Origin of the sequence: Tabrizicola sp., from assembly GCF_016793705.1 — a bacterium.
Taxonomy (GTDB): domain Bacteria; phylum Pseudomonadota; class Alphaproteobacteria; order Rhodobacterales; family Rhodobacteraceae; genus Tabrizicola.
Window position 1 is genome coordinate 60,230 of the sequence record NZ_JAEULO010000068.1, and the last position, 24,545, is coordinate 84,774.

Below are 24,545 nucleotides of genomic sequence, written 5' to 3' on the forward strand. Positions count from 1 at the left end.
CTTCAAATACCAACGCGCTGCTTGCTGCGGATTTCGACCTGGCTTTCGCGGGCCTTGTTCACCGTCTCACGGTCCGAGACCTCGGGCACGCCCACGTCCCAGTCGGCATCGCCGGGCACCCAGGCATAGGCGTCGGTCACGATGCTGATCACGGTGGTGCGGTCGTTGCCCTTGGCCCAGTCCAGCGCGGCCTCCAGGTCGGCGAGGCTTTCGCACCGGCGCGCGGCGGCGCCCATGCTTTCGGCGTGCTTGGCGAAGTCGACATGCAGCGGGTTGGTCTTGTCGGTGATCCGGCAGTCCTTCAACAGGTTGTTGAAACCGGGTACGCCCTTGAACTGCTGGAGGCGGCTGATCACCGCATAGCCGCCGTTGTCGCAGACGATCACGATCATCTTGTGGCCGGACAGCACCGTAGAATAGATGTCCGAGTTCATCATCATATAGGTGCCGTCGCCCAGCATGACGATGGGGGTCCCTCCCAGCGCCCCCGGCCCGGATTGCGCCATCGCGCAGCCCCAGCCGGCGGCGATCTCGTAGCCCATGCAGGAGAAGCCGAATTCCAGGTCGAAGCTGTTCGGGGTCTTGACCCGCCAGCCCTTCGCCACCTCGCCCGGCAGGCCGCCCGCAGCGGAGATCAGGGTATCGTTTTCACCGGCGGCCTTGTTCACGACATTGACGACCTGCGCATAGGTCGGGACCGGGGCGTTGGTCGGGGTCTGGTGGTCGTCGAGGAGCGCGTCCCAGTCCTTGAACAAAGCCTGGGCATGGGGCAGGTGCCCGGCGGGGGCCTTCCAGCCGCCAAGTGCAGCGTCCAGCTCGGCCACGCCTTCCAGCGCATCGCCGACCACGGCCAGCGCCCGGTGCTTCAGGGCGTCGAAGCGGGCGGCGTTCAGGCTGATGAAACGGGCGTCGCGGGAGAAGGCGGTCCAGGACCCGGTGGTGAAGTCCTGCAACCTTGTGCCGATGGCGAGGATCACGTCGGCCTCCGCCGCCAAAGCATTGGCGGAGGTGGAGCCGATGATGCCGATGGGACCGGCATGGACCGGGTGGTAATGCGTGAGCCCGCCCTTCCCGGCGATGGTTTCCACCACCGGAATGCCGCGCTCGGCGGCGAATTTGGCCACCGCCTCCTCGGCCCCGGAATAGCGCACGCCGCCGCCCGAGATGATCAGCGGTGTCTTCGCGGTCTTCAGCAGCGCGGCGGCATCCGCCACCGACTTGCGATCGGGGCGCGGGCGCGGGATGGTCCAGAGCCGTTCCTCGAAGAACTCCGCCGGGTAGTCGAAGGCCAGCTCCTGCGTGTCCTGCGGCAGGGCGATGAAGGCCGGGCCGCAATCGGCGGGGTCCAGCATCGCCCCCACCGCCTGCGGCAGGGACTGGAGGATCTGTGCGGGATGGCTGATCCGGTCCCAGTAGCGGGTGACAGCCTTGAAGGCGTCGTTCACCGTGATCGAGGGATTGCCGTAATGCTCCACCTGTTGCAGCACCGGGTCGGGCAGGCGGTTGGTGAAGGTATCCCCGGCGATCAGGAGGACCGGCAGCCGGTTGGCATGCGCCGTCCCCGCCGCCGTCACCATGTTCAAGGCCCCCGGCCCGATGGAGGAGGTCGCGACCATGATCTGCCGCCGCCGCTTGGCCTTGGCGAAGCCCACCGCCGCCAGCGCCATCGACTGTTCGTTCTGCCCGCGCCAGGTGGGAAGCCGGTCCTGCACCGCTTCCAGCGCTTCAGACAGGCAGGTGACATTGCCATGGCCGAAGATGCCGAACACGCCCGCGAACAAGGGCACGCGCTGGCCGTCGATCTCGGTCATCTGCGCGGCCAGCCAGCGCACCAGCGCCTGCGCCATGGTCAGGCGAATCGTCGAGTGTTCCATAGGCCTCTCCTCCCTCGGCTTGGCCCATGCAACATAGTCTCACGCATTGATGGTTGACAATAGGCGATATTCGCAACGAGTATTGCGAAGATGAATCGGGAGGGTCCAGATGAACCGGATCGTTGCGGCAGTGCCAGTGGGCGGGGCAATCCTCCCCTGCCGTTTTTGGCACGGAGGCAGGTAATGTACGCCGGGTATGGTTTTTTCATCGCAGGCGGTTGGCGGAACAGCGCCTCGGGCGCCACGGCCCCTGTGTTCAGCCCGGTGACGGAGCAACCGTTGGGCGATTGCCCGGTAGCCTCGGTCGCCGATACCGAGGCGGCACTGGCCGCGGCGGAATCGGGGTTCAAGGCCTGGGCGGCGACCCCGGCCTTCGACCGCGCCGATGCGCTGCACCGGATCGCCGACGAAATGCTGCGCCGTGCGGATGAGGCGGCGCGGATGATCAGCCTGGAGACCGGCAAGCCCATCGCGCAGGCGGGGCGGGAATGGGGCCTCAGCATCGACCAGTTCCGCTGGTATGCCGAGGAAGCCCGCCGCATCTATGGCCGGATCGTCGAAAGCCGGGTCCCCGGCGGGCGGTTCGAGATCCACCACGAGCCGGTGGGCATCGTCGCCGCCTTCACCGCCTGGAATTTTCCCGCAGCCCTGATCGCGCGCAAGGTCGCTCCCGCCCTTGCCGCAGGCTGCGCCACCATCCTCCGCCCCTCGTCGCAGACGCCGGGCGTGGCGATGGTGATGGTTGACTGCTGCCGGGCGGGCGGCCTGCCCCCCGGCGCGGTCAACCTGGTTGTCGGGCCGACGGCGGCGACCTATGCGCCGCTGATGGCCTCGAAAGCGGTGCGGAAGGTCAGCCTCACCGGCTCTACCCGCGTCGGCCAGCAGATGATCCGCGATGCCGCCGCCACGCTGAAAAAGGTTTCCATGGAGCTGGGCGGCAATGCCCCGGTGATCGTTTATGACGACGCCGATCTGGAGGCCTGCCTGAACGTGGCGGTGCCGACCAAGTTCGCCAATGCGGGGCAGGTCTGCGTGACGGGCGACCGCTTCTATGTGCATGACCGGCTGCACGACGCCTTCGTGGACGGGTTCGTGAAGCGCACGCAGGGGATCAAGCTGGGCGACGGGCTGGACCCCTCGGTCGGCATGGGGCCGCTTATCAACGGCGCACGTCTGGCCGAGATGGAGAGGATCGTCGCCGGAGCCGTCCAGGCGGGGGCGAAACTCGCCACCGGTGGCAAGCGGGCGCAAGGCTTCAATGCCGGGCATTTCTATGAGCCGACCGTGCTGACCCGATGCACCGACGACATGGCCGTGATGGCCGAGGAGAACTTCGGCCCCATCGCCGCGATCACCCGCTTTACTTCGGAAGACGAGGTGCTGGCCCGCGCCAATGCCTCCGACATGGGCCTTTCGGCCTACGCCTTCACGACTAGTCCCGCCCGCGCCCGGCGCACGGTCAGCGCGCTGAAGGCGGGGATGGTCGGCATCAACTCTTTCGCCATGGCGGCTTCGGAGGCGCCTTTCGGTGGCACGAACCATTCCGGCATGGGCCGTGAGGGCGGCACCGAAGGCATCCGCGACTATCTCGACGTCAAATCCAGCCAGATGGTGTGGTCATGATCCCGAACCGCCTCAAGCAACTCTGGGCCGAGGGCAGGCCTTCGATCAACGGCTGGTGCAGCATCGGCAATCCCTTCACCGCCGAGATCATGGCGGCACAGGGTTTCGACAGCGTGACCGTTGACATGCAGCACGGTGCGCTGGACTACAGCCACCTGTTGCCGATGTTCCAGACGATGCGGGCTTCCGGCGCCACGCTGATGGCACGGGTTCCCTGGCTGGAGCCCGGCATCATCATGAAGGCGCTGGATGCCGGGGCCTATGGCATCATCTGCCCGATGGTGAACAGCGCGGAGGAGGCCGCGCGCTTCGTCAGCTACCTGCGCTATCCGCCGCATGGGCAGCGCAGCTTTGGCCCGACGCGGGTGTCCTTTGCGGCCGGGGCGAATTACGCGGGCGAGGCGAACGACAACATCCTCGGCTTCGCGATGATCGAGACGGCGGAGGGGATGGCCAACCTCGACGCCATCGCCGCGACCCCGGGGCTGGACGGGATCTATGTCGGCCCGGCGGACCTGACGCTGTCCTTGCATCAGGGCCGCCTGCCGCCCGGCTTTGACCGGGAAGAGCCGGAGATGATCGCCGCGCTGCAAACCATCGTTGCGGCCTGCAAGCGGAACGGCTTGCGCGCCGCGCTGCATTGCGGGACGCCGGATTATGCCGCCCGCGCAATCGGCTGGGGCTTCGACATGACCACGGTCGGAGGCGACTCCCGCTTCCTCGCGGCGGCGGCCGGGGCTGCCGTGGCGGGCTTCCGCAAGCTGACCGATGGGGTTGCGGCGAAGACCGAGAAGGGGGGCTACTGATGCCGCATCTTCTGGTGGCCGGGAAGCTGCACCCCTCGGGGCTGGAGCTGCTGCGACAGGCCCCCGTGACCTTCGACTATGTCGTGGAAATCTCGGAACCCTCATATCAGGCGTTCCTTCCCAAGGCCGACGCGCTGGTGATCCGCACCCAGCCCCTCTCGGCGGGGTCCATCGCCAAGGCCCGTCGCCTGAAGATCGTCTCGCGCCACGGAGTCGGCTACGACGCGGTGGACGTGCCCGCCTTGAACGCGCGGGGGGTTCCGCTCTGCATCGTCGGCGACGTGAACTCTTCTGGAGTGGCCGAACACGCGATGATGCTGATCCTGGCGGCCACCCACCGGCTGATCGCCGCCGACCGGGCGACGCGGGCCGGAGACTGGGGCTGGCGCAATGGCCTTCAGACGCGCGAGGTGGCGGGCAAGCGGCTCTTGATCCTGGGTTTCGGGCGGATCGGGCAGAAGCTGGCTGGCCTCGCCCGTGCCTTCGGGATGGAGGTCCATGCCCATGACCCGTACATCCCCGCCAAACACTGGCCGGAAGGAGCGCTCTGCGCCACCGATCTTGCCGCTGCGCTGGCGGTGGCGGATGCCGTCTCGCTGCACCTGCCCCGTGCTGACCGCGCGGTGATCGGGGCTGCGGAACTGGCCGTGATGAAGCCGACAGCCGTGGTGGTGAACACCGCACGGGGCGGGCTGGTCGACGAGGTCGCCCTGGCTGATGCCTTGCGGGCGGGCCGGTTGGGCGGGGCGGGGATCGAGGTCTTTTCCGCTGAACCTCCTGGCCCGGAGCATCCGCTTTTCGGGCTGGATCAGGCCGTTCTGACACCCCACAACGCCGCCTTGACCGTGGAATGCGCCGAACGGATGGCCATCGCCTCGGTGCGGAACGTGCTGGATTTCTTTGCCGGGAAACTCGACCCCGCGCTGATCGTCAACAAGGACCATCTGAAATGACCAAACCGAAACTCCGCATCGGCCTGATCGGCACCGGCTTCATGGGCAAGGCCCATGTCTTCGGCTTCACCTCGGCCCCCCGCGTGTTCGAGATGCCCTATGATCTGGAACTGCACACCGTCGCCGACATCACGCCCGAAGCCGCCGAGCGCGCCCGGCAAACGCTGGGCTTCGCCCATGGGACGGCGCGCTGGCAGGATATCGTTGAGAACCCCGAGATCGACCTTGTCTCGATCACCGCGCCGAACGCGCTGCACAAGGAAATGTCGCTTGCCGCGATTGCCGCCGGAAAGCATGTCTACTGCGAGAAGCCGCTGGCCCCGCTTGCGCAAGACGCGCTGGAGATGACGCTGGCGGCGGAGGCTGCCGGGGTGAAGACGCAGGTCGGCTTCAACTACCTGTGCAACCCGATGCTGGCCACCGCCCGCGAGATGATCCAGGCGGGCGAACTGGGGGAAATCCGCGGCTACCGGGGTCTGCATGCCGAGGACTACATGGCCGACGCCAGCGGCCCCTTCACCTTCCGCCATGATCCGGCGGGGGGCGGGGCGCTGGCGGATATCGGGTCTCATGCTCTGGCGACGGCGGAGTTCCTGTGCGGGCCGATCTCGAAGGTGATGGGCGACTGCGTGACGATGATCGGCAAAAGGCCGGACGGGAAGGGCGGCTCCCGCGGGGTCGAAGTGGACGACGTGGGCCGCGCCTTCCTGCGGTTTGACAGCGGGGCGACGGGGAGCATCGAGGGCAACTGGATCGCGACGGGGCGGAAGATGCAGCACGACTTCGAGGTCTACGGGACCAAGGGGGCGCTGGCCTTCAGTCAGGAGCATTTCAACGTGCTCCATTATTTCTCGACCTCGGATGCGAAGGGGCGGCAGGGGTTCCGGCGGATCGAGGCGGGGCCGGATCATGCGCCCTATGGGCTCTTCTGTGTCGCGGCGGGGCATCAGATCGGGTTCAACGACCTGAAGGCGATCGAGGTGGCGGGCTATGTGAACGCGATCGCGGGGAAGGGGGCGGAGCCGTTCAACTTCCGCAAGGGGCTGCGCATCCAGACGCTGGTGGAGACGATCCAGACCTCCTCGCGCGAGGGGCGCTGGCTGACGGTGGGCTGAGCCTGTCCACGGTGGACAGAATTTTGGAGCCTTGAATATCAGAGGCTTGGTCGCGGACATTCAGGATTTTTTAACCTCTGCCCGCGACTGACCGGCACAATCATGGAGACGGGGATGATCCGATATGCGGTGGTCGGGGCGGGCTGGATTTCGCAGGAAGCCTTCCTGCCGGGCGTCGCGCAGTCCGGCAATTCGGTGATTTCGGCCATCGTCACCGGCGACCTTGCCAAGGGCCAAAAGCTTGCCGACTTTCATGGCGTGCCCCGGGTGGTGCCCTATGAAGCCTATGATGCCCTGCTGGCCGAGGACACGGTGGATGCGGTCTATATCGCACTGCCGAACTCGCTGCATGCCGATTATGCGATCCGGGCGGCGCGGGCGGGTAAGCATATCCTTGTGGAGAAACCGCTGGCCACGACCGAGGCGGAAGCCCTTGCGATGATCGAGGCCGCGCGGCAGGCAGGCGTGTTCCTGATGACGGCTTACCGGCTTCACAACGAGCCGGGAACGCTGGCGGTGCTGGACCATCTGCGCAAGGGCAGCATCGGCACGCCCTTGCTGTTCCAGTCGATCTTCAGCTTCCAGATGGCGGCGGGGAACCATCGCCTGCGCGCCGAACATTGGGGCGGGCCGTTGCAGGACGTGGGCGTCTATTGCGTCAATGCCGCGCGGCATGTCTTCGCCGAGGAGCCTTTCGAGGCGACGGCCACCCTGACCCAGCCGCAGGACGATCCGCGCTTTGCCGAGGTGGAGGCGACGATTGCCGCGACCCTGCGCTTCCCCTCGGGGGGCATCGCGCAGTTCATCGGCAGCTTCGGGGCCGGGGCGGTGGACAATTACCGGGTCGTCGGGTCGCTGGGCGATATCGAGCTGGACCCGGGCTTCAAGTTCGAGACGGCGATGAAGATGCGCCTGCGCCGCAACGGCGTGACCGAGGAGACCAGCTTCCCGCAGATCGACCATTTCGGCGCGCAATGCGCCTATTTCTCGGATTGCATTGCCGCCGGTGTGCCGCCCGAGGCCGATGGTGAGGAGGGTCTGGCCGATATGCGGGCGCTGCTGGCCATCGAGGCCGCCGCGCGCACGGGGCAGCCGCAAGCCATCGCCTCGCCGCCCAGGCCGCGCCATCCGACGCCGGACATGGCGCGTCTGGCGCCGGTCACCACCCACCGCCTGCTGCTTTGAAACAAGGTCCCGACATGAGCCTTTCCTTTGCCCTGAACCGCACCTGCGCGCCGCAGCTTGCCTTGCCGGAGTTCATCGCGCTTGCGACGCGAGTGGGCGTCTCCGCCGTGGAAATCCGCAACGACATCGAGGGGCGCGAGTTCCACGACGGCACCCCGGCAGCGGAGGTCAGGGCGCGGTTGACGGAGGCCGGGCTGGCGGTCGCCTCGGTCAATGCGCTGCAACGGTTCAACGAGTGGACGCCCGAACGGGCGCGGGAGGCGGAGGCGATCATCGCCTATGCGGCGGCGCTGGGCGCGCCGGGCGTGGTGCTGTGCCCGGTCCACAATGAAGACCACGGCTGGAGCGAGGCCGAGGCGGAACGGAACCTGCGCGAGGGGCTGCGGCAGTTGCGACCCATTCTGCAAGCGCATGGTGTGACGGGCTATGTCGAGCCGCTGGGGATGAAGGGCTCGACGATGAAACGTCAGGAGATGGCGGTGGGGGCGGTCGGCGACATCGACGGCTGGGACACCTATCGGCTGTGTTACGATACGTTCCAGTTCTTCCGTTGTGGCGATACGCGGCTGTTCCCCGAACGGATCGGGCTGGCGCATATGTCGGGGATCGCGCGCTTCGACCTTGGCCCCGGCGAGCTGACCGAACCCGACCGGGGGCTGATCTTCGTCGGCGACCGGGTCGGCAATGTCGCGCAGTTGCGGGCGTTGCAGGCGGCGGGCTACCGGGGCTTCGTCTCGATGGAGCCGTTCAGCCCCGAGGTCCAGCATGACCCGCGATTGCCCCAGCACCTGCGCGCGAGCCTTGACTATGTGGCGACGCTCTTGTCCCCGGCATGATCCGTGCTGGGCTCAGAGGTCGTGCTTGCGGATGTTCGCCAGCATCTTCTGAAGCGTGCCGACGAAGGCCCGCCGCTCCTCCGGCGGAATGCCGCGGAACATGCGGTCATGCGTCTCGGCCATATGGGGCCAGAGCGTCTCGAACAGCGCGCGGCCCGCTTCGGTGATATGGACCCGCGTCGCACGGCTGTCGGAGGCGTCGGTCTCGCGGCGGATCAGGCCTTCGGTGCCAAGTTGGTCGAGCGCGCGGGAAAGAGTGGATTGTTCGACCACGGAATAGACCGCGAGCTCGCGGATCAGCGGCCCTTCGATCACGGACAGGACGGCCAGTGCCCGCATCTTCGGCGTGGTCAGCCCCAGACCGGCCATTTCGTCCCGGAGCGAGGCGTTGTAGCGGCCCATGATGCGGTTCATCAGATAGGGCGCATAGTTCGCGAGCCCGATCTCGCCCAGGCGGGGAAGGGTTGCGGGCGGGCGGTCGGGGGGCGACTGGTCGGTCATGCGCCGAGCCTTTTCGCCGCGAGGAAACCCGACCCGCCGCCGAGGCCGGGGCCGGGATGGGTGGAGGCGCCGATATGGATGAGGCCACGCACCAGCCCGGTGCCGTTGGTGGACTGCGGGTAGGGCCGGAACAGGAAGAACTGGTCGATGGTGCAGAACCCGCCATAAGGATCGCCGCCGACGAGGTTGACGTTCATCGCCTGAAGGTCCGCCGGGCTGTAGGCGCGCCGGGCCAGCTTGATCGCGTCGAAGTCCTTGATGTGGCGGCCGAGAATGGCTTCGATCCGGTCGGCGAAGGCCTCGCAGGTGGCTTCGGACCAGGTGCCATCGGTGGCGATCTGGCCCGCCGCGTCGCCCTTCACGATGCGCGGCGCGTCGGGGATTTGCAGCCAGAGGATCGCCTTGCCCTCCGGCACCCGCGACGGGTCGAGCCGGTGCGGCTGGCCGACGCAGATCGTGGGGATGGAGGGGAGCATCCCGCGTTCGGCCTCGTTCGCGGATTTGGAGACGGAGTCGATGCCGTCGGCCAGATGGATCAGCGCCACGTCGTCGAGGCCGGGGGTCAGCCAGTCCGGCGGGCGGTCCAGCGCATAATGCAGCTGGAAATTGCCGCGCCCGTGGCGGAAGGCTTTTGCGGCGGCCCTGTCCTCGGGCAGGTTCACCTCGCGCAGGAGACGGTCCTGCAACTGGCCCGGCGCGACCGAGGCGAGGACGGATGGGCAGGCGATTTCCTCGCCGTTGGCGAGCGCCACTCCGCGGACCTTGCCGTCGCGGACAAGGATGCGGTCGACATCGGCGTTGCAGCGGATTTCGCCGCCGTTCTCCTCGATCAGTGCGCGGAAGGCGGCGACGGCTGCGCCTGAGCCGCCCTTGACGATGGGGGCGCCTGCCGCCTCCAGCGCGAAGGCGATGACCTTGCCCATCTGGCCGGAGTAGGTGGATTCGGGGGTCAGCCCGCAATGCAGCACCCAAGGCGCGTAAAGGGCCTGGACGGTGGGCGAGGCATAGGTCGTTTCCAGCCAGCCGCGCGCGGGGACCAGGGCGCGGCCGAACCAGGCGGCCAGTCCGCGCAGGCCGCGCTTTCGGACCTGGCCCCAGAGGAGCCTTGCCGTGGACCAGGACCAGAGCGATCCGCCGAGGAGGGCGAAGAGGAAGGGTGCGTCAGCCTCGACCGCGCCCACGTCGCGGGCATGGGCGGCACCGTCGCCCTGCGAAAGCGCGTCGAAGGCGGCGACGTTCTTCGTCCGATCGGTCGTCAGCACCACCGCCTGACCGTCGGGGCGCAGCACGGCAGTCGGGTGCGGGCTGTGGCAGTAGTCGAAGCCATGCCGGGCGAGATGAGGCCCGAGCGCGGCACCTGCGGGCGAGGTCATGAACAGGACCCAGGTTGCGGCCATCACGTCATGGCGGAAGCCGGGCAGGGTGATCTCCTCGGTCCTGAGGCAGCCGCCGGGAACCGGCTCGCGTTCCAGCAGGAGCACACGGTCGCCCTTCAGCGCCAGCATCGCGCCCGCGACCAGCGCGTTGATCCCGCTGCCGATGATGACGTGATCGGTCCGCATCCTGCTCTCCCCCCTCCATCATCAAATACGCTAGACAGAATTAAATGTATTTGCAATTATCCATCCGTCAATCCGGCGGGGGAGCATGGCTGACACCTTTGACGCAGTGCTGATCGGGGCGGGCCACAATACGCTTGCTGCCGCCCTTCATCTGGCCGCGAAGGGCTGGCGCGTCGGGGTGTTCGAGCAGGCCGCGACGGCGGGCGGCGCGGTGAAGACCGGCGACTACACGCTGCCGGGTTTCCGGCACGACTGGGCGGCGATGAATCTGTCGCTGTTCGCGGGAAGCCCGTTTTTCAAGGCCTATGGTGCCGAGCTGGGGCGGCACGGCTGCGAGTTCGTGTCAGTGGACCGGCCCTTCGCCTCGTCGTTTTCCGATGGAAGCTGGGCGGGTGTGTCGACGGTGCGCGGTGAGACCCTGGCGGCGTTCAGCGCGCTGGACGAAGCCGACGCACGGACCTGGCAGGAGCTGACCGGCCGCTTCGGGCAAGAGGCGCCGCATCTCTTCGGGCTTCTCGGCTCGAAGATGCGAATTCGTGCGCTTGCATATTTTGGGTTTAAAACACTGCGTGCCAAGGGTCTGGGCGGTACACTGGATTTCACCCGGTTCCTGCTCTCCTCGCCCCGCGCCTGGCTGGAGGAAACGTTCCGCCACCCGCACATCCGCGCCCTGCTGGGCGCCTGGGGGATGCACCTGGACTTCGCTCCCGATGTCGCGGGCGGCGCGATGTTCCCCTATCTGGAGGGGATGGCGGGTCAGGCCTTTGGCATGGCGATCGGCAAGGGCGGAGCGGATACCATCGTCAAGGCGCTGACCGCCGCCATCACCGCGCGGGGCGGCAGGGTGGAGACGGGGACACCCGTTGCCCGCATCCTGCGCGACGGGAGCCGCGCGACCGGGATCGAGCTGGCGGATGGTCGCCGGATCACCGCGACGAAAGCCGTCATCGCAGGCACCTCGCCCAAGGGCCTGCGCAAGCTGACCGGCGACACCACCCCCGCCTTCGACCGCGCGATGGACGGCTACCGTCACGCGCCGGGGACGATGATGATCCACCTGGCGATGGACGGCCTGCCCGACTGGCGTGCGGGAGACCAGTTGAAACGCTTCGCCTATGTCCACCTTGCCCCCAGCCTGGACCAGATGGCGCGGACCTACTGCCAAGCGCAGGCCGGGCTGCTGCCGGATGAGCCAATCCTCGTTGTCGGCCAGCCCACCGTCTTTGACCCGACCCGTGCGCCGGAGGGCAAGCATGTGTTGTGGGTTCAGGTCCGCATGGCCCCCGGCACCATCGCGGGTGACGCGAAGGGCGAGATCGCCGCGGGTGACTGGACAGAGGCGGCGGAGCCTTTCGCGGAACGGGCGCTGGCGATCCTGGAGGCCCATGCCCCCGGCACAAGCGCGATGATCCTTGCCCGCCGCATCGTGACGCCGGTGGAGCTGGAGGCGGACAACCCCAACCTCGTCGGCGGCGATCAGGTCTGCGGCAGCCACCACCTGTCGCAGCACTTCCTGTTCCGCCCCGCGCGCGGCCATGCCGACGGCGCGACCCCGCTTGCCAACCTGCACCTCACCGGCGCCGCCGTCTGGCCCGGCGCCGGGACGGGGGCGGGACCCGGATTCCTTCTGGCGCGGAAACTCGCCGGAAACTGACGACCACCACCAAGAACAACCAACAGGGAAAACGACCATGAACCTCAACCGCCGCAGCCTTCTGATGCTGTCAGCCGCCACGGTGGCCGCAACCAGCATTGGCCTGCCCAGCCTTGCGCAACAGATCGACGAGCTGGTCATCGCCTACAACGTCAACCTGCCGTCATGGGACCCGACCACCGGCCCCAGCGCGGTGAACCCGACGATCCAGGGCATCTACCAGTCGGTCTTCGACCAGTTCATCCTGCAACAGCCCGACCTGTCGCCTGCCCCCGGCCTTCTGACCGAATGGGGCTGGAGCGACGACAAGAAGCAGGTCTGGATGACGGTGCGCGAGGGCGTGACCTGGCATGACGGGTCGCCCTTCACCGCCGAGGACGTGGCCTGGAACCTGGCCCGCGTCGCCAAGCCCGAGACGGGCAGCCCGATCCAGTTCGTCTGGGGCACGCTGGCGAACCACCGGGTCGAGGGCAACAAGGTCATCGCCGACGTGGCCCAGTTCGACCCGACGATCTTCAAATGGATGTATTTCCTGACCGGATATGTCCTGCCCAAGGCCTATTTCGAGAAGGTCGGCGCCGAGGGCTTCGAGGCCGCCCCCATCGGCACTGGCCCCTACATGGTCGAGAAGTTTGAGCGCAACGCCTTCGTCCGGCTGAAGGCGAACGCGAATTACTGGGGCGGCAAGCCCGATTTCGACACGGTGACGATCAAGTTCGTCCCCGATGCGGCCGCAAGGGTGGCCGAGGTGGAATCGGGCAATTCCCATGTCACGCTGGAAATGCCCTATGAGGAATACGACCGGCTGAAGGGCGGGCCCCTCGCCGGCGTCGCAACGCCGATCAGCGACATCGGGATGATCTTCCTGAACGACATCGACGTGATGCTGGACCCGAATGTCCGCAAGGCCGCCGCTCATGCCATCGACAAGCAGGCGATCATCGACCGGCTGCTGTCAGGCTATGGGGTGAAGATCGACACGCTGCAAACCCCGGAATACGCGGCCTATGACGCCTCGATCACCGTGCCCTATGACGAGGCGAAGGCGGTTGAGCTGCTGGCGGCCTCGGGCTTCGGGCCGGACAATCCGGTGAAGTTCAAGATCCAGACCACCAAGGGCTTCAAGCCCAAGGATTACGAGATGGTGCAGGCCATCGTCGGGTTGTGGCGCAAGGTCGGGATCGAGGCGGAGATCGAGGTCTACGAGATCGCCAAGCACTACGAGTTGCGCGCTGCCGACCAGCTGGCCCCGGCGGCCTTCTACAACTGGGGTAATTCGGTGGGCGATCCGACCACCTCGACCGGCTTCGCGATGTTCGGGCCAAGCCCACATTCGGTCTGGGACGGGCAGGACCTGATCGACATGATCGGCCCCCTCTGGGGCGAGGCGGACGAGGCCAAGCGGATCGAGGGCTGGAAGGCGGTGGACCGCTACATCGCCGAGAACGCGCTGGTGATCCCGCTGCTGCAATATGTCCAGCCGATCCTGCACGCGCCGGGCGTGGTGGTGACGCCACATGCCTCGGGTGCGTTGTTGCCGCATCTGATGAAGCGGGCGTAAGCTGGCGGAACCCCGGGGGGTTTCACACCCCCCGGACCCTCCGTGGGATATTTGAAGACAGAAAATGAAGGGGCGACTGTCCCCTCCCGGTGCCCATGCCCTTCCTGCGCATCCTTCTGCTGCGGCTTCTGACCACCGCCATCACTCTGGCCGGTGTCGCGGTGATCGTGTTCTTCGTCATCCGCGTGGTGCCGGGGAACCCGATCGCCATGATGCTGCCCCCCGGCGCGACCGAGGCGGATATTGCCCGGCTCTCGGCGCTTTACGGGCTGGACAAGCCCCTGGTCGCCCAGTTCGGCATCTGGATCGCGGGGGTGGTGCAGGGCGATTTCGGCACCTCGATCACCACGCGCCAGCCGGTGCTGGACCTGGTGCTGGGGCGGCTGCCCGCGACGCTGGAACTGTCGATCATGGCGCTGGTCATGGCCTGCCTGCTGGGCGGGGCGGCGGCCTTGACCGGCACCCGCTATCGCGGCGGGCGGACGGAAGGGGCGATCGACGTGGCCAACGGCATGGCGCTGTCGGTGCCGGATTTCCTGTGGGGGCTGGTGCTGATCCTGCTGTTTGGCGTGCTGGTACCGGTCTTCCACATCTCGGGCCGGGTCACGCCCTCGCTGGACCTGCCCTTCGCCACCAACTTCTACCTGTTCGAGAGCCTGATCCGGCTGCGCTTCGACCTCTGGGCCGACATCGTCGCGCATATGTTCATGCCGGCCCTGGCGCTGGCGATCCCGCTGGCGGCGATCATCGGGCAGCTGTTGAAGCAGAGCCTGAAGGAGACGATGAACCTGGATTACGTCACCCTCGCCCGGACCAAGGGCTATGGCGAGACGCGGGTCATCCTGCGTGAGGCCTTGCGCAACGCCGCCCTGCCGACGCTGACGCTGGTGGGCGTGCAGTTCACCTTCCTGATCGGCGGGACGGTGATCATCGAGCGGCTCTTCTCCTATGAAGGCCTTGGCAACATGGCCATCGACGCGGTGATCAACCGCGACCTGCCGCTGATCCAGGGCATCGTGATCCTGTTCGCGGTGATCTTCACGGGTGTGAACCTGATCGTCGACCTGCTCTATACCGTCCTGAACCCGAGGCTGCGGCATGGCTGAGGCAAAGCCCATCGACGGTCGTTCGCTTGTCCGCCGCCGCGCGGGCCTCCGGCTCTGGCTCTCTGCCGGGTGGCTGACGCTCCTCTGCGCCGTAGCCCTCTTCGCCCCCTGGATCGCGCCGAAGGATCCGCTGGCGCAGGACCTGTTCCTCGGCCGGCTGCCGCCCTTCTGGGTCCAGGGGTCGGAATCCGGCTACTGGCTCGGCACCGACTCGCTCGGCCGCGACGTGCTGTCGCGTATCATCTACGGCGCACGGCTGGCGCTGATCGTCGCGCTGGTGGCCGGGTCCGTGACCTGCGTCATCGGGGCCATGTTTGGACTGCTGGCCGGGTTCCTGCGCGGCTGGGTCGACATGGTGATCAGCCGCCTGATCGACATATGGATGGCCTTCCCGCCGGTGCTGTTCTCGATCCTCCTCATCGCCGTCCTTGGCCCCGGCCTCTGGTCGATCATCATCGCCATCGTCGTCATCGACTGGACCCGCTTCGCCCGCGTCGTCCGCGCCGAGGCGATGGCGCAGGGCGCGATGGATTATGTCGCCTCGGCCCGCGTCGCCGGGCGCGGGCGGCTGGGCACGATGCTGCGGGAAATCCTGCCGAACGTGCTGCCGACCATCGTGGTGCTGCTGACGCTGGAGATGGGCATCGCCGTCATCGTCGAGGCAATCCTGAGTTTCGTGAACCTCTCGATCTCCACCGACGATCCCACCTGGGGCGGCATGATCGCCGAGGGCCGCACCTCGGTCCACCAGGCCTGGTGGGTGCTGGTCTTCCCGCTGGTCACGCTGTTCCTCACCGTCCTGTCCTTCTCCCAACTGGGCGAAGGCCTGAAGGACCGCTTCGATCCGGTGCTGCGATGAGCTTCCTGTCGGTCCGCAACCTTTCGGTCCGGCTGAAGAAGGGGCCGCCGCTTCTCCGCCGCGTGTCACTGGAGGTGGCGGCGGGCGAGGTGCGCGGGCTGGTGGGGGAATCCGGCGCGGGCAAGTCGATGATCGGCAAGGCGGTGCTGGGCATCCTGCCGCCCTCGGTCGAGGTGACGGAGGGGGAGATCGTGCTGGACGGCGTGGACCTGCTGCGCTTGACTCTGACGGAACGGCGACGGCGGATCGGGGCGATGGCGGCGCTGATCCCGCAGGACCCGCTGACCGCGCTGAACCCCAGCCACCGGATCGGGCCGCAGATCACCGACCGGCTGGTCGACATCCTGGGCTGGACCCGCGCCGATGCCGCGGCCCGCGCGCGCGAGCTCTTGGCCGAGGTGCAGATCCCCGACCCCGACCGGGTGCTGCGATCGTATCCGCACGAGCTGTCGGGCGGCATGCGCCAGCGCATCCTGATCGCGTCCGCCTTCGCCGCCGAGCCGAAGCTGATCGTGGCCGACGAGCCGACCACGGCGCTGGATGTGACGGTTCAGAAGCAGATATTGAAGCTGATCGCCGGGATGCAGGCCCGCCACGGCACGGCGCTTCTGTTCGTGACGCATGATCTGGGGGTCGTCTCCAAGGTCTGCCAGCGGCTTTCGGTGCTCTATGCCGGGATGGTGGTCGAGGATACTTCGGTCGCCGATTTCTTCGCCGCGCCGCGCCATGCCTATTCGGCCGCGCTGCTGGCCGCGACGCCGAAATACACCGATCCCTCCGCCGGATTGAATCCGGTGCCCGAGGCCGTGATCGCCGCGGTGCAGGCCGAGGTGGCCGCCTTCGACAGGGGTCGTGCGCATGGCTGATCTTTACAGAGTTGACAGCCTGCGCCTGTCGCTGGCGGACATGACGGCGAAACAGCTTTTCGGCGCTGCCCCGCATATCGAGATCCTGCATGGCCTGAGCTTCACCATCCCGAAGGGCGCCGTGGTGGGGATCGTTGGCGGCTCGGGCTCCGGCAAGTCCACGCTGGGCCGCGCGCTGGTGCGGCTGCTGGAGCCTTCCGCCGGTTCGATCCACTTCGACGGCACCGACGTCACCCATCTGCCGGAACCCGCGCTCCGGCCGCTGCGGCGGCGGTTTCAGATGATCTTCCAAGACCCGATGTCCTCGCTGAACCCGCGCCATCGCGTCGGCACGATCATCGCCGAACCGCTGCGCCTGCACCGTTTCGACGCCGTCGCCGACCGCGTGGCCCGCGCGCTGGATCAGGTCGGCCTGCCCCGCGCCTTCGCCAGCCGCTATCCGCACGAACTGTCCGGCGGTCAGCGACAGCGCGTCGGCATCGCCCGCGCCATCGCGCTGGAACCCGATTTCATCCTTGCCGACGAGATCGTCTCGGGCCTCGACGTCTCCTCTCAGGCTCAGGTGCTGAACCTGCTGGAGCAACTGGTGCGCGACCTGGGCCTGACGCTGGCCTTCATCAGCCACGACCTTTCCGTCATCCGCCGCCTGTGCCAGCGCACCATCGTCCTGCATCGCGGCGAAATCGCCGAGGATCGCCCCACCGCCGAGCTTTTCGCCGACCCGCAGGCCAGCTACACGCGCGAACTTCTGGATGCGATCCCGCTGCCCGATCCGGGGCAGGTCTGGGCATAACCGGAGCCAGGTCGCCTTGTCCGGCTGGCTGCCATCCACAGGGGCCTCCAGCGATGACAGAACGGGATTCCATCTTCCCCGCGCAGGCCCTAGCCTCGCGTGATCCGGGAGCCGGGGGAGGGGATATGGCACAGGGAAGCTTTGTCGGGCGTGTGTGGCGGGATGCGGTGGAGGGACCCTCTGTGGTCACGTTCCGCGCCGGGCGGGTGATCGACGTCACGTCGCGCGAAACTCCTACGATGCGCGATCTGCTGGAGCGGGATGATCCGGCTGGATGGGTCGCAAGCGCAGCCGGTCCCGATATCGGGGCCTCGGAGGCGCTGCTGGACGGGACCATTCCCGGCGTCCGCCTTCTTGCCCCGATCGACTTGCAGGCGGTCAAGGCCTGCGGCGTGACCTTTGCGCGGTCGATGATCGAACGGGTGATCGAAGAACGCGCGGCGGGGGATGCCTCGCGCGCCGCGGCGATCCGGGACCGGGTGGGCGCGATCATCGGCGACAGCCTGAAGAACCTGAAGGCCGGATCGGAGAAGGCGGCTGAGGTCAAGGCCGCGCTGATCGAAGAGGGGCTCTGGAGTCAGTATCTGGAAGTCGGCATCGGGCCGGACGCCGAGGTCTTCACCAAGGCGCAGGTCCTGTCCTCGGTCGGGCATGGCGCGGATGTCGGGCTGCACCCGGTCTCGAAATGGAACAACCCCGAGCCGGAGATGGTGCTGGCGGTGGACAGCCGGGGCAGGGTCAAGGGCGCGACGCTGGGTAACGACGTGAACCTGCGCGATTTCGAAGGGCGCTCGGCGCTGCTTCTGGGCAAGGCCAAGGACAACAACGCCTCCTCCGCCATTGGGCCGATGATCCGGCTGTTCGATGCGGGCTTCGGCATCGAGGATGTGCGCAAGGCCGAACTGACGCTGACGGTGACAGGCGAGGACGGGTTCCGGCTGGACGGCAGGTCCGACCTGTCGCTGATCAGCCGCGACCCGCTGGACCTGGTGGCGCAGACGCTGGGGCGGCATCACCAGTATCCCGACGGGCTGGCGCTGTTCCTTGGCACCTCCTTCGCGCCGATCATGGACCGCGATGCGCCGGGGCAGGGCTTCACCCATCACCTCGGCGATGTGGTGACGATCTCCAGCCCGCTCATCGGCACGCTGCGCAACCGGGTGCGGCTGTCGACCGAATGCGAACCCTGGACCTTCGGCGCGGCGCAGCTGATGCGGAACCTGGCCCGGCGCGGGCTTTTGTGAGGCGGGTACTTTACGCGTCTGGCGCTTCCAGGAATCTGTAGCCGATCCCTGGTTCGGTCGCGATGAAGCGGGGATTGGTGGCATCGTCACCGAGCTTTTGCCTGAGCTGACGGATGTAGACCCGCAGATATTGGCTGTCGTCGGCATGGGCGGGCCCCCAGATCGCCCGTAAGATCATTTCCTGGGTCACCAGACGACCGCGATGGCTGACAAGCATCCACAGCAGGTCAAACTCGCGCCGGGTCAGGTGGAGGGAAAGCCCGTCAAGCGTGGCCGAGTGGTCGGCTGCGTCGATCCTCAGCGAGCCAGTTGTCAGGACCGAGGGAATGGCTTCGGACCCCCGGTCCCGCAGGAGACCCCGGACACGGGCCAGAAACTCCTTCACTCCGAACGGTTTGACCACATAGTCCTGTGCGCCCGCGTCCAGCGCCGCGACCTTGCCGGCCTCGTCGGCCCGGACCGAAAGGATGAGGACGGGCACATGGCTCCAGCCCCGAAGGTCGCGCAGGACGGACAGGCCATCGGCATCGGGAAGGCCCAGATCAAGCACAACCAGCGCCGGAGTTTCGCGTGCCGCCGCGGCCAGCCCCGCGCGCGCGGTCGCCGCTTCGAGAACGCCATATCCCTCGGCCTCGAGCGCCACGCGCAGCAGGCGACGGATCGGGGCTTCGTCATCGATGATCAGGATACGGGCATCGGGCGTCACGCGGCCACCTCTGGATTGTGGAGCGGGAGTGCCGTCACGATGCGGGTGCCGGTGCCGTCGGATGAACCGGCCTCGGCCCAGATCGAGCCGCCCATCGCCTCGATCAGACCCTTGCCGATGGCAAGGCCAAGGCCGGTGCCCGCGCGCTGGCGGTCGCCTCCGGCCACGCGGTGGAACATATCGAAGACCCGCGCCAGGTCAGCTGGCGGGATGCCGGGACCGCGGTCGGTGATCGAGATATCGACCCGAAGTCCCTTCTGTTCCGCCTGCACCCTGATCTCGGATCCCTCCGGCGCATATTTGGCGGCGTTGTCCAGGATGTTGACGAGGACTTGCTCCAATAGCACTCCGTCGGCCAGGATCAGCGGCAGGTTCGGCGCAAGGTCGACCTGCAGGTGATGGCCGCGCAGCACCCCTTTCATCCGGGCGCGCGCGCCGCCGACGACTTCGGCAACCTCTTGCGGCGACAGACGCGGCTTAAGGGCGCCGTGGCCAAGGCGGGTCATGTCGAGAAGGTTCTGGACGTAGCGATCCAGCCGCTCACCTTCTTCGCGGATGTTCTCGGCGAGGTCTCGGCGTGCGGCGACCGGAAGGTCGTTGTCAGCGAGATGTCCCGCCGCCCCGATGATGGTCACGAGCGGCGTGCGCAGGTCGTGGCTGACGCTGTTCAGAAGCGCAGTGCGCAGGCGTTCGGTTTCAGAGGCAAGCTGGGTGGCTGCCAGATCTTCCGTCAGGCGCAGCCGTTCCAGCGCCAGCGCGATCTGGTCGACCAGCGCGTCCAGAAGCCGCCGGTCGGTGCGGGCGAGCTGGCGGTCGTCCTCATAGGCGATGCCCAGAACGCCAAGCCGCCTTTCCGCCGCGACCAGCGGCAGGAAGAACCAGCGCGCAGTCGGCAGGGTGTCGGATCCCCGGCCTGCTGGCTCGCCTTTCTCCCAGGCGAACAGGGCTGCGGACTGGTCGCGGACCTCGAGCGTGTCTTCGGGCGGGAACCCACCGACGACCTGTAGTTCGGTGCCGCGCGGCATCAGGAGGACGGCTTCGCAGCGCAGCGTCGTCGCGACGTGACTGACCGAGGCCCAGACCACGTCATCCGCCGTCGCCGCCGAAGCGACACGGCGGCTGAAGTCGTAAAGCTTGTTGGTCCGGTCCGAGATGGCCGACTGCGCCTCGATCCGGGCACGCAGCCGGGCGGCCAGGTTGCCGGTGATCGACGAGGCGACAAGAAAGAGGCCCAAGGTCAGAAGCTCGCCCTGCTGCGAGACCTGGAAAGTGAAGCGCGGCTCGGTGAAGAGAAAGTTGTAGGCCATGAAGCCAACGACCGCTGCGGCGAGTGCGGGGCCGAGGCCACGGCGGCTTGCCACGAAGACCACCGCCGTCATGTAGATGACGCTGAGGCTGGCGATGGGAAAGAGCTGATCCGCGGCGAAGGAACAGGCCGAGGCGAAGGCGACGGCAAACAATGCCTCGATCCAGCCTTTCGTGTCGGACCGGAGAAACGGCATCCGCAGTTTCCGGGCCGTGGGCCGATCTTCTGGCTCGGAAGCGAGGGTGATCTCGAACGGCCCTGATCGGCGCAGCAGATCGGAAGCCACGTCTTCGCCGGCAAGCCGCAGCCAGAACGGGCGCGGACGGGGGCGACCGATGACGATGCGCCGAACATTGCGGCTTTTGGCGTAGTCGAGGATCGCCTTGGCCACGTCATGTTCGGATTCCAGCGTGGCAAGCTCGGCCCCCAGCCGCTCGGCCAGCCGCAGGCTTCCGGCCAGCCGGTCCTTGTCCGCCTCGGGCAGGGTCTCGGCCCGGGCCTGCACCACATTCAGCGCGATCCAGTCGGCGCGGGCCCGATCGGCGCTGCGCTTGGCGACCCGGATCGCCTCGCGCGCGGCGGGGCTTTCGTTGAGGCAGACGAGCACCCGTTCCTGCGTGGGCCAGGGTCCGGCGATCGCGTTCGCGGCCATGTGTTCGCGCAGTTGCGCATCCACCCGGTCGGCAGCAGTGCGCATGGCCAGCTCGCGGAGCGCCGTCAGGTTGCCTTTCACGAAGAAAGACCCCAAGGCGCGCGAGGCCTGGTCGGCCGGATAGATCTTGCCCTGCTTCAGCCGCTCGACCAGCTCGTCCGGCGGGAGGTCGATCAACTCGATCTCGTCGGCCATTTCCAGCGCCCCGTCGGGCACGGTCTCGCGGACGCGGACGCCGGTGATTCGCGCCACGGTCTCGTTCAGCGTCTCGATATGCTGGATGTTGAGCGTGGCGTAGACATCAATCCCGGCCGCCAGCACCTCTTCGACATCCTGCCAGCGTTTTTCGTGGCGGCTGCCTTCGGCGTTGGTGTGGGCCAGCTCGTCGATCAGGGCAAGTCGAGGCTTGCGTGCGAGAAGCGCGTCAAGGTCCATCTCCGTCAACGCGCGACCCTGATAGAGCACCGGCTTGCGTGGCAGTTGCGTCACGCCCGCAAGCTTGGCCTGGGTCTCGGCCCGGCCGTGGGTTTCGATCAGAGCGGCCACGACGTCGACGCCTTCGGCCTGCTTGCGGTGGGCCTCATCCAGCATCGCCCAAGTCTTGCCGACCCCGGGTGCCGCACCAAGGAAGACCTTCAGGCGACCCCGCCCCTCTCGCGATGCCTGCGAAAGAAGTGCTTCGGGAGAGGGGCGGATGTCGGTGTCTGCGCTCATCAATTGCCAGCGGGCGCCATCGGAAAAGCCTCGTCAAGGGCGATGTTGGTCAGAAGGACATTGACACTGGGCTCGCCGTAGAGGCCGAGGGTGCGACCCTGAACGGCGCCCTCGATCAGGGCGCGAATGGCTGCCGGGTCGGCCCCGCGCGCGGCGGCGATCCGGTCGGCCTGCGCCAGCGCTGTCGCCGGGCTGATGTCGGGGTCGAGGCCCGAGCCCGACATCGTCACGGCGTCGATGGGCGCGGCTGCGCCGTTCTCGGCTTCCCAGGTCGCGCGGCGCTCGGCTACCGCTACGATCAGTGCAGCAGAGGTCGGACCAAGGTTCGACGCCCCGGTCCCTGCGGCATTCCAGTCGGAGGCGGAGGGCCGCGGATGGAGCCACGCCGCGCCCGCAAAGGGCTGGGCGATGAGTGCAGAGCCGATGACGGTTCCATCACGCTCGATGAGGCTGCCATTGGCAGCGGCAGGGAAGGCCAGTTGCGCGATCCCGGTCATGGCAAGCGGATATGCGACGCCGGTCAGGAGCGTGAAGAGAACCGTCAGCGAAATGGCAGGGCGAAGATGGGTCAGCATTTCGGTCTCCTCAGGCAAGATTCAGGGCGACAAGGGTCAGGTCGATGGCCTTGATCCCGACGAAGGGCACGATCAGGCCACCCAGCCCGTAGATCAGCAGATTCCGCCGCAACAGCGCCGCAGCGGTCGACGGGCGATACCGCACGCCACGCAGGGCGAGCGGCACGAGAGCCACCAGGATCAGCGCGTTGAAGATCACCGCCGACAGGATGGCCGAGCTGGGCGAGGCGAGGCCCATGATGTTCAGCGCCCCAAGTCCCGGATAGGCCGCCACGAAGATCGCAGGCAGGATCGCGAAGTATTTCGCGACGTCATTGGCGATGCTGAAGGTGGTCAGCGCCCCGCGCGAGATGAGGAGCTGCTTGCCCACCAGCACAACCTCGATGAGCTTCGTGGGGTCGCTGTCGAGGTCGATCAGGTTCGCCGCCTCCTTCGCCGCCGGGGTGCCCACGTTCATCGCCACCCCCACGTCGGCCTGCGCCAGCGCCGGCGCATCGTTCGAGCCGTCGCCGCACATGGCAACCAGCCGTCCACCGGCCTGTTCACGGCGGATCAGGTCCAGCTTCATCTCGGGCGTGGCCTCGGCGAGGAAGTCGTCCACCCCCGCCTCGGCGGCGATGGCGGCGGCGGTCAGGGGGTTGTCGCCGGTGATCATCACCGTGCGGATGCCCATGGCGCGCAGCTCGGCAAAGCGCTCGCGCACGCCGGGCTTGACGATGTCCTTCAGATGGACGGCGCCCAGTATCCTGCCGCCCTCGGCGACGAGCAGCGGCGTGCCGCCCGACCGCGCGATGGCATCCACCTGCGCGCCCAGAGCCTGTGGCGGGGTCTGCCCGGTCAGCCGGATCACTGCATCGGTGGCCCCCTTGCGGAAGCCGCGACCGTCCGCCAGGTCCAGCCCCGACAGCCGGGTCTGCGCCGTGAAGGCCACAGCCTCGGCACCCTCGGGCATCACCGGCACCGACCCCAGCAGCTCGCGCGCCTTGTCGACGATGGACTTGCCCTCGGGCGTCTCGTCGGCAAGCGAAGCCAAAGCCGCGGCTTCTGCGAGCCGCCGCATGTCGACCCCCGGTGCCGGGATCAGCGCATCGGCCATGCGGTTGCCGAATGTGATCGTCCCGGTCTTGTCGAGCAGCAGCGTATCGACGTCGCCCGCCGCCTCGACCGCACGGCCCGATTTGGCGATGACGTTCGCCTTCACCAGCCGGTCCATTCCCGCGATGCCGATGGCGCTGAGAAGCCCGCCGATGGTGGTGGGGATCAGGGTCACGAACAGCGCGCCCAGCACAATCACAGGGATCGTCGTGCCGGAATAGCTGGCGAAGGCGGGCAGCGTGACGACGACGAACAGGAAGATCAGCGTGAGACCCACGAGCAGGATATTCAGTGCGATCTCGTTCGGGGTCTTCTGCCGCTCGGCGCCTTCCACCAGAGCGATCATCCGGTCGAGGAAGCTTTTCCCCGGCTCCGCCGTCACCCGGATCACCAGCCAGTCCGAGACGATGGTCGTCCCGCCCGTGACGCCCGACCGGTCGCCACCCGACTCGCGGATGACCGGGGCGGATTCGCCGGTGATCGCGCTTTCGTTGACCGAGGCGACACCCCGGACCGCCTCGCCATCGGTGGGGATGATCTCGCCAGCCGCGACATGGACATATTGGCCGGGCCGCAGCGCGGTGGACAGAACCTCGGCCGCGTGCCCGGGGCTTTCATCCGGCTCGGAAAGCAGCCGGACCCTGGTTTCGGACTTGGTCGCCCGCAGCGTGTCGGCCCGGGCCTTGCCGCGCCCTTCGGCCAGCGCCTCGGCGAAATTGGCGAAAAGGACGCAGAGCCAGAGCCAGGCCGAGACGTGCAGGCTGGTCCCCGCGCCCGTGGTCCCGGCCAGAAGGTCGCGCAGGCCAAGGACCGTGGTCATCGCGGCCGCCACGGCGGTCACGAAGATGACCGGATTCCTCCACAGCGCCCGCGGCTTGAGCTTGACGAAGCTTTCCCGGATCGCGGCGGGGTAAAGGCCGGACAGGTCGGCCGTCTTTGCATGTTTCGACATCGGATGC

Annotated in this window: 20 protein-coding genes; 13 read left to right on the forward strand and 7 right to left on the reverse strand. The window is 67.5% G+C overall.

The features are described 5' to 3' along the window. Nucleotides 1-2: 2 nt before the first annotated feature. Nucleotides 3-1,874 carry a 3D-(3,5/4)-trihydroxycyclohexane-1,2-dione acylhydrolase (decyclizing) gene (gene iolD, locus JNJ68_RS17785; RefSeq protein ID WP_294984580.1) on the reverse strand — a complete coding sequence of 624 codons (1,872 nt, stop codon included), beginning with the start codon at nt 1,872-1,874 and terminating at the stop codon, nt 3-5. A gap of 183 nt (nt 1,875-2,057) precedes the next feature. Here iolD and JNJ68_RS17790 point away from each other — a divergent pair, with 183 nt between their 5' ends. The 6 genes from JNJ68_RS17790 to JNJ68_RS17815 all read left to right on the forward strand — a co-directional run bounded on the left by JNJ68_RS17790 (nt 2,058) and on the right by JNJ68_RS17815 (nt 8,392). Continuing rightward, entirely contained in the window at nt 2,058-3,497 is a 1,440-nt protein-coding gene (locus JNJ68_RS17790) for an NAD-dependent succinate-semialdehyde dehydrogenase (RefSeq protein ID WP_294984582.1), read from the forward strand. Next, nucleotides 3,494-4,303: an aldolase/citrate lyase family protein gene (locus JNJ68_RS17795; protein WP_294984585.1), complete on the forward strand. Its 810-nt coding sequence runs from the start codon at nt 3,494-3,496 to the stop codon at nt 4,301-4,303. Before JNJ68_RS17790 ends, JNJ68_RS17795 begins: the two co-directional genes overlap by 4 nt. Then, nucleotides 4,303-5,256: a hydroxyacid dehydrogenase gene (locus JNJ68_RS17800; RefSeq protein WP_294984588.1), complete on the forward strand. Its 954-nt coding sequence runs from the start codon at nt 4,303-4,305 to the stop codon at nt 5,254-5,256. The genes JNJ68_RS17795 and JNJ68_RS17800 overlap by 1 nt, the downstream gene beginning before the upstream one ends. Continuing rightward, nucleotides 5,253-6,371, forward strand: coding sequence for a Gfo/Idh/MocA family oxidoreductase (locus JNJ68_RS17805; RefSeq protein ID WP_294984591.1), 1,119 nt, complete (start codon nt 5,253-5,255; stop codon nt 6,369-6,371). Before JNJ68_RS17800 ends, JNJ68_RS17805 begins: the two co-directional genes overlap by 4 nt. 114 nt (nt 6,372-6,485) lie before the next feature. After that, nucleotides 6,486-7,556 carry a Gfo/Idh/MocA family oxidoreductase gene (locus JNJ68_RS17810; protein WP_294984594.1) on the forward strand — a complete coding sequence of 357 codons (1,071 nt, stop codon included), beginning with the start codon at nt 6,486-6,488 and terminating at the stop codon, nt 7,554-7,556. Nucleotides 7,557-7,570: 14 nt separating this feature from the next. Continuing rightward, on the forward strand, nt 7,571-8,392 hold the full coding sequence (locus JNJ68_RS17815) for a TIM barrel protein (RefSeq protein ID WP_294984596.1): 822 nt from the start codon (nt 7,571-7,573) through the stop codon (nt 8,390-8,392). Nucleotides 8,393-8,404: 12 nt separating this feature from the next. Here the strand turns inward: JNJ68_RS17815 and JNJ68_RS17820 are convergent, their stop codons facing one another. Both JNJ68_RS17820 and JNJ68_RS17825 read right to left on the reverse strand, forming a co-directional pair. Further along, nucleotides 8,405-8,893: a MarR family transcriptional regulator gene (locus JNJ68_RS17820; RefSeq protein ID WP_294984598.1), complete on the reverse strand. Its 489-nt coding sequence runs from the start codon at nt 8,891-8,893 to the stop codon at nt 8,405-8,407. Further along, nucleotides 8,890-10,455: an NAD(P)/FAD-dependent oxidoreductase gene (locus JNJ68_RS17825; protein WP_294984601.1), complete on the reverse strand. Its 1,566-nt coding sequence runs from the start codon at nt 10,453-10,455 to the stop codon at nt 8,890-8,892. The genes JNJ68_RS17820 and JNJ68_RS17825 overlap by 4 nt, the downstream gene beginning before the upstream one ends. An 85-nt stretch (nt 10,456-10,540) precedes the next feature. Here JNJ68_RS17825 and JNJ68_RS17830 point away from each other — a divergent pair, with 85 nt between their 5' ends. The 7 genes from JNJ68_RS17830 (at nt 10,541) to JNJ68_RS17860 (ending at nt 18,538) form a co-directional block, all read left to right on the forward strand. Further along, a complete protein-coding gene (locus JNJ68_RS17830; protein ID WP_294984603.1) occupies nt 10,541-12,109 on the forward strand; it encodes an NAD(P)/FAD-dependent oxidoreductase in 1,569 nt (522 codons plus the stop codon). A 37-nt stretch (nt 12,110-12,146) separates the two neighbouring features. Then, the gene (locus tag JNJ68_RS17835) at nt 12,147-13,670 is read left to right on the forward strand and encodes an ABC transporter substrate-binding protein (protein ID WP_294984605.1); all 1,524 of its coding nucleotides are present in this window, start codon (nt 12,147-12,149) and stop codon (nt 13,668-13,670) included. A 95-nt stretch (nt 13,671-13,765) separates the two neighbouring features. Continuing rightward, nucleotides 13,766-14,776 carry an ABC transporter permease gene (locus JNJ68_RS17840; protein ID WP_294984608.1) on the forward strand — a complete coding sequence of 337 codons (1,011 nt, stop codon included), beginning with the start codon at nt 13,766-13,768 and terminating at the stop codon, nt 14,774-14,776. Then, nucleotides 14,769-15,635 (forward strand): ABC transporter permease, encoded by an 867-nt coding sequence (locus JNJ68_RS17845; RefSeq protein WP_294984611.1) that lies wholly within the window; start codon nt 14,769-14,771, stop codon nt 15,633-15,635. The genes JNJ68_RS17840 and JNJ68_RS17845 overlap by 8 nt, the downstream gene beginning before the upstream one ends. Further along, the gene (locus JNJ68_RS17850) at nt 15,632-16,501 is read left to right on the forward strand and encodes an ABC transporter ATP-binding protein (RefSeq protein ID WP_294984614.1); all 870 of its coding nucleotides are present in this window, start codon (nt 15,632-15,634) and stop codon (nt 16,499-16,501) included. Before JNJ68_RS17845 ends, JNJ68_RS17850 begins: the two co-directional genes overlap by 4 nt. Next, nucleotides 16,494-17,294, forward strand: coding sequence for an ATP-binding cassette domain-containing protein (locus JNJ68_RS17855; RefSeq protein WP_294984616.1), 801 nt, complete (start codon nt 16,494-16,496; stop codon nt 17,292-17,294). Before JNJ68_RS17850 ends, JNJ68_RS17855 begins: the two co-directional genes overlap by 8 nt. 125 nt (nt 17,295-17,419) lie before the next feature. Next, on the forward strand, nt 17,420-18,538 hold the full coding sequence (locus JNJ68_RS17860; RefSeq protein WP_294984618.1) for a fumarylacetoacetate hydrolase family protein: 1,119 nt from the start codon (nt 17,420-17,422) through the stop codon (nt 18,536-18,538). Between the two features lie 10 nt (nt 18,539-18,548). Here the strand turns inward: JNJ68_RS17860 and JNJ68_RS17865 are convergent, their stop codons facing one another. Genes JNJ68_RS17865 through kdpB form a run of 4 tightly spaced genes read right to left on the reverse strand, consistent with a single transcriptional unit; the run spans nt 18,549 to nt 24,538 of the window. Continuing rightward, nucleotides 18,549-19,244: a response regulator transcription factor gene (locus JNJ68_RS17865; protein ID WP_294984620.1), complete on the reverse strand. Its 696-nt coding sequence runs from the start codon at nt 19,242-19,244 to the stop codon at nt 18,549-18,551. Then, entirely contained in the window at nt 19,241-21,916 is a 2,676-nt protein-coding gene (locus JNJ68_RS17870) for a sensor histidine kinase KdpD (protein ID WP_294984622.1), read from the reverse strand. The genes JNJ68_RS17865 and JNJ68_RS17870 overlap by 4 nt, the downstream gene beginning before the upstream one ends. Further along, nucleotides 21,916-22,491, reverse strand: coding sequence for a potassium-transporting ATPase subunit KdpC (kdpC, locus tag JNJ68_RS17875; RefSeq protein WP_294984624.1), 576 nt, complete (start codon nt 22,489-22,491; stop codon nt 21,916-21,918). The genes JNJ68_RS17870 and kdpC overlap by 1 nt, the downstream gene beginning before the upstream one ends. A 10-nt stretch (nt 22,492-22,501) precedes the next feature. Continuing rightward, nucleotides 22,502-24,538, reverse strand: a complete 2,037-nt coding sequence (kdpB, locus tag JNJ68_RS17880) for a potassium-transporting ATPase subunit KdpB (protein WP_294984626.1) — start codon at nt 24,536-24,538, stop codon at nt 22,502-22,504. Nucleotides 24,539-24,545: the final 7 nt, after the last annotated feature.

Bases quoted from the DNA above. Each gene is read 5' to 3' on its own strand.
- iolD (WP_294984580.1), bottom strand. From the start codon at position 1,874: ATGGAACACTCGACGATTCGCCTGACCATGGCGCAGGCGCTGGTGCGC.
- JNJ68_RS17790 (WP_294984582.1), top strand. From the start codon at position 2,058: ATGTACGCCGGGTATGGTTTTTTCATCGCAGGCGGTTGGCGGAACAGC.
- JNJ68_RS17795 (WP_294984585.1), top strand. From the start codon at position 3,494: ATGATCCCGAACCGCCTCAAGCAACTCTGGGCCGAGGGCAGGCCTTCG.
- JNJ68_RS17800 (WP_294984588.1), top strand. From the start codon at position 4,303: ATGCCGCATCTTCTGGTGGCCGGGAAGCTGCACCCCTCGGGGCTGGAG.
- JNJ68_RS17805 (WP_294984591.1), top strand. From the start codon at position 5,253: ATGACCAAACCGAAACTCCGCATCGGCCTGATCGGCACCGGCTTCATG.
- JNJ68_RS17810 (WP_294984594.1), top strand. From the start codon at position 6,486: ATGATCCGATATGCGGTGGTCGGGGCGGGCTGGATTTCGCAGGAAGCC.
- JNJ68_RS17815 (WP_294984596.1), top strand. From the start codon at position 7,571: ATGAGCCTTTCCTTTGCCCTGAACCGCACCTGCGCGCCGCAGCTTGCC.
- JNJ68_RS17820 (WP_294984598.1), bottom strand. From the start codon at position 8,893: ATGACCGACCAGTCGCCCCCCGACCGCCCGCCCGCAACCCTTCCCCGC.
- JNJ68_RS17825 (WP_294984601.1), bottom strand. From the start codon at position 10,455: ATGCGGACCGATCACGTCATCATCGGCAGCGGGATCAACGCGCTGGTC.
- JNJ68_RS17830 (WP_294984603.1), top strand. From the start codon at position 10,541: ATGGCTGACACCTTTGACGCAGTGCTGATCGGGGCGGGCCACAATACG.
- JNJ68_RS17835 (WP_294984605.1), top strand. From the start codon at position 12,147: ATGAACCTCAACCGCCGCAGCCTTCTGATGCTGTCAGCCGCCACGGTG.
- JNJ68_RS17840 (WP_294984608.1), top strand. From the start codon at position 13,766: ATGCCCTTCCTGCGCATCCTTCTGCTGCGGCTTCTGACCACCGCCATC.
- JNJ68_RS17845 (WP_294984611.1), top strand. From the start codon at position 14,769: ATGGCTGAGGCAAAGCCCATCGACGGTCGTTCGCTTGTCCGCCGCCGC.
- JNJ68_RS17850 (WP_294984614.1), top strand. From the start codon at position 15,632: ATGAGCTTCCTGTCGGTCCGCAACCTTTCGGTCCGGCTGAAGAAGGGG.
- JNJ68_RS17855 (WP_294984616.1), top strand. From the start codon at position 16,494: ATGGCTGATCTTTACAGAGTTGACAGCCTGCGCCTGTCGCTGGCGGAC.
- JNJ68_RS17860 (WP_294984618.1), top strand. From the start codon at position 17,420: ATGGCACAGGGAAGCTTTGTCGGGCGTGTGTGGCGGGATGCGGTGGAG.
- JNJ68_RS17870 (WP_294984622.1), bottom strand. From the start codon at position 21,916: ATGAGCGCAGACACCGACATCCGCCCCTCTCCCGAAGCACTTCTTTCG.
- kdpC (WP_294984624.1), bottom strand. From the start codon at position 22,491: ATGCTGACCCATCTTCGCCCTGCCATTTCGCTGACGGTTCTCTTCACG.
- kdpB (WP_294984626.1), bottom strand. From the start codon at position 24,538: ATGTCGAAACATGCAAAGACGGCCGACCTGTCCGGCCTTTACCCCGCC.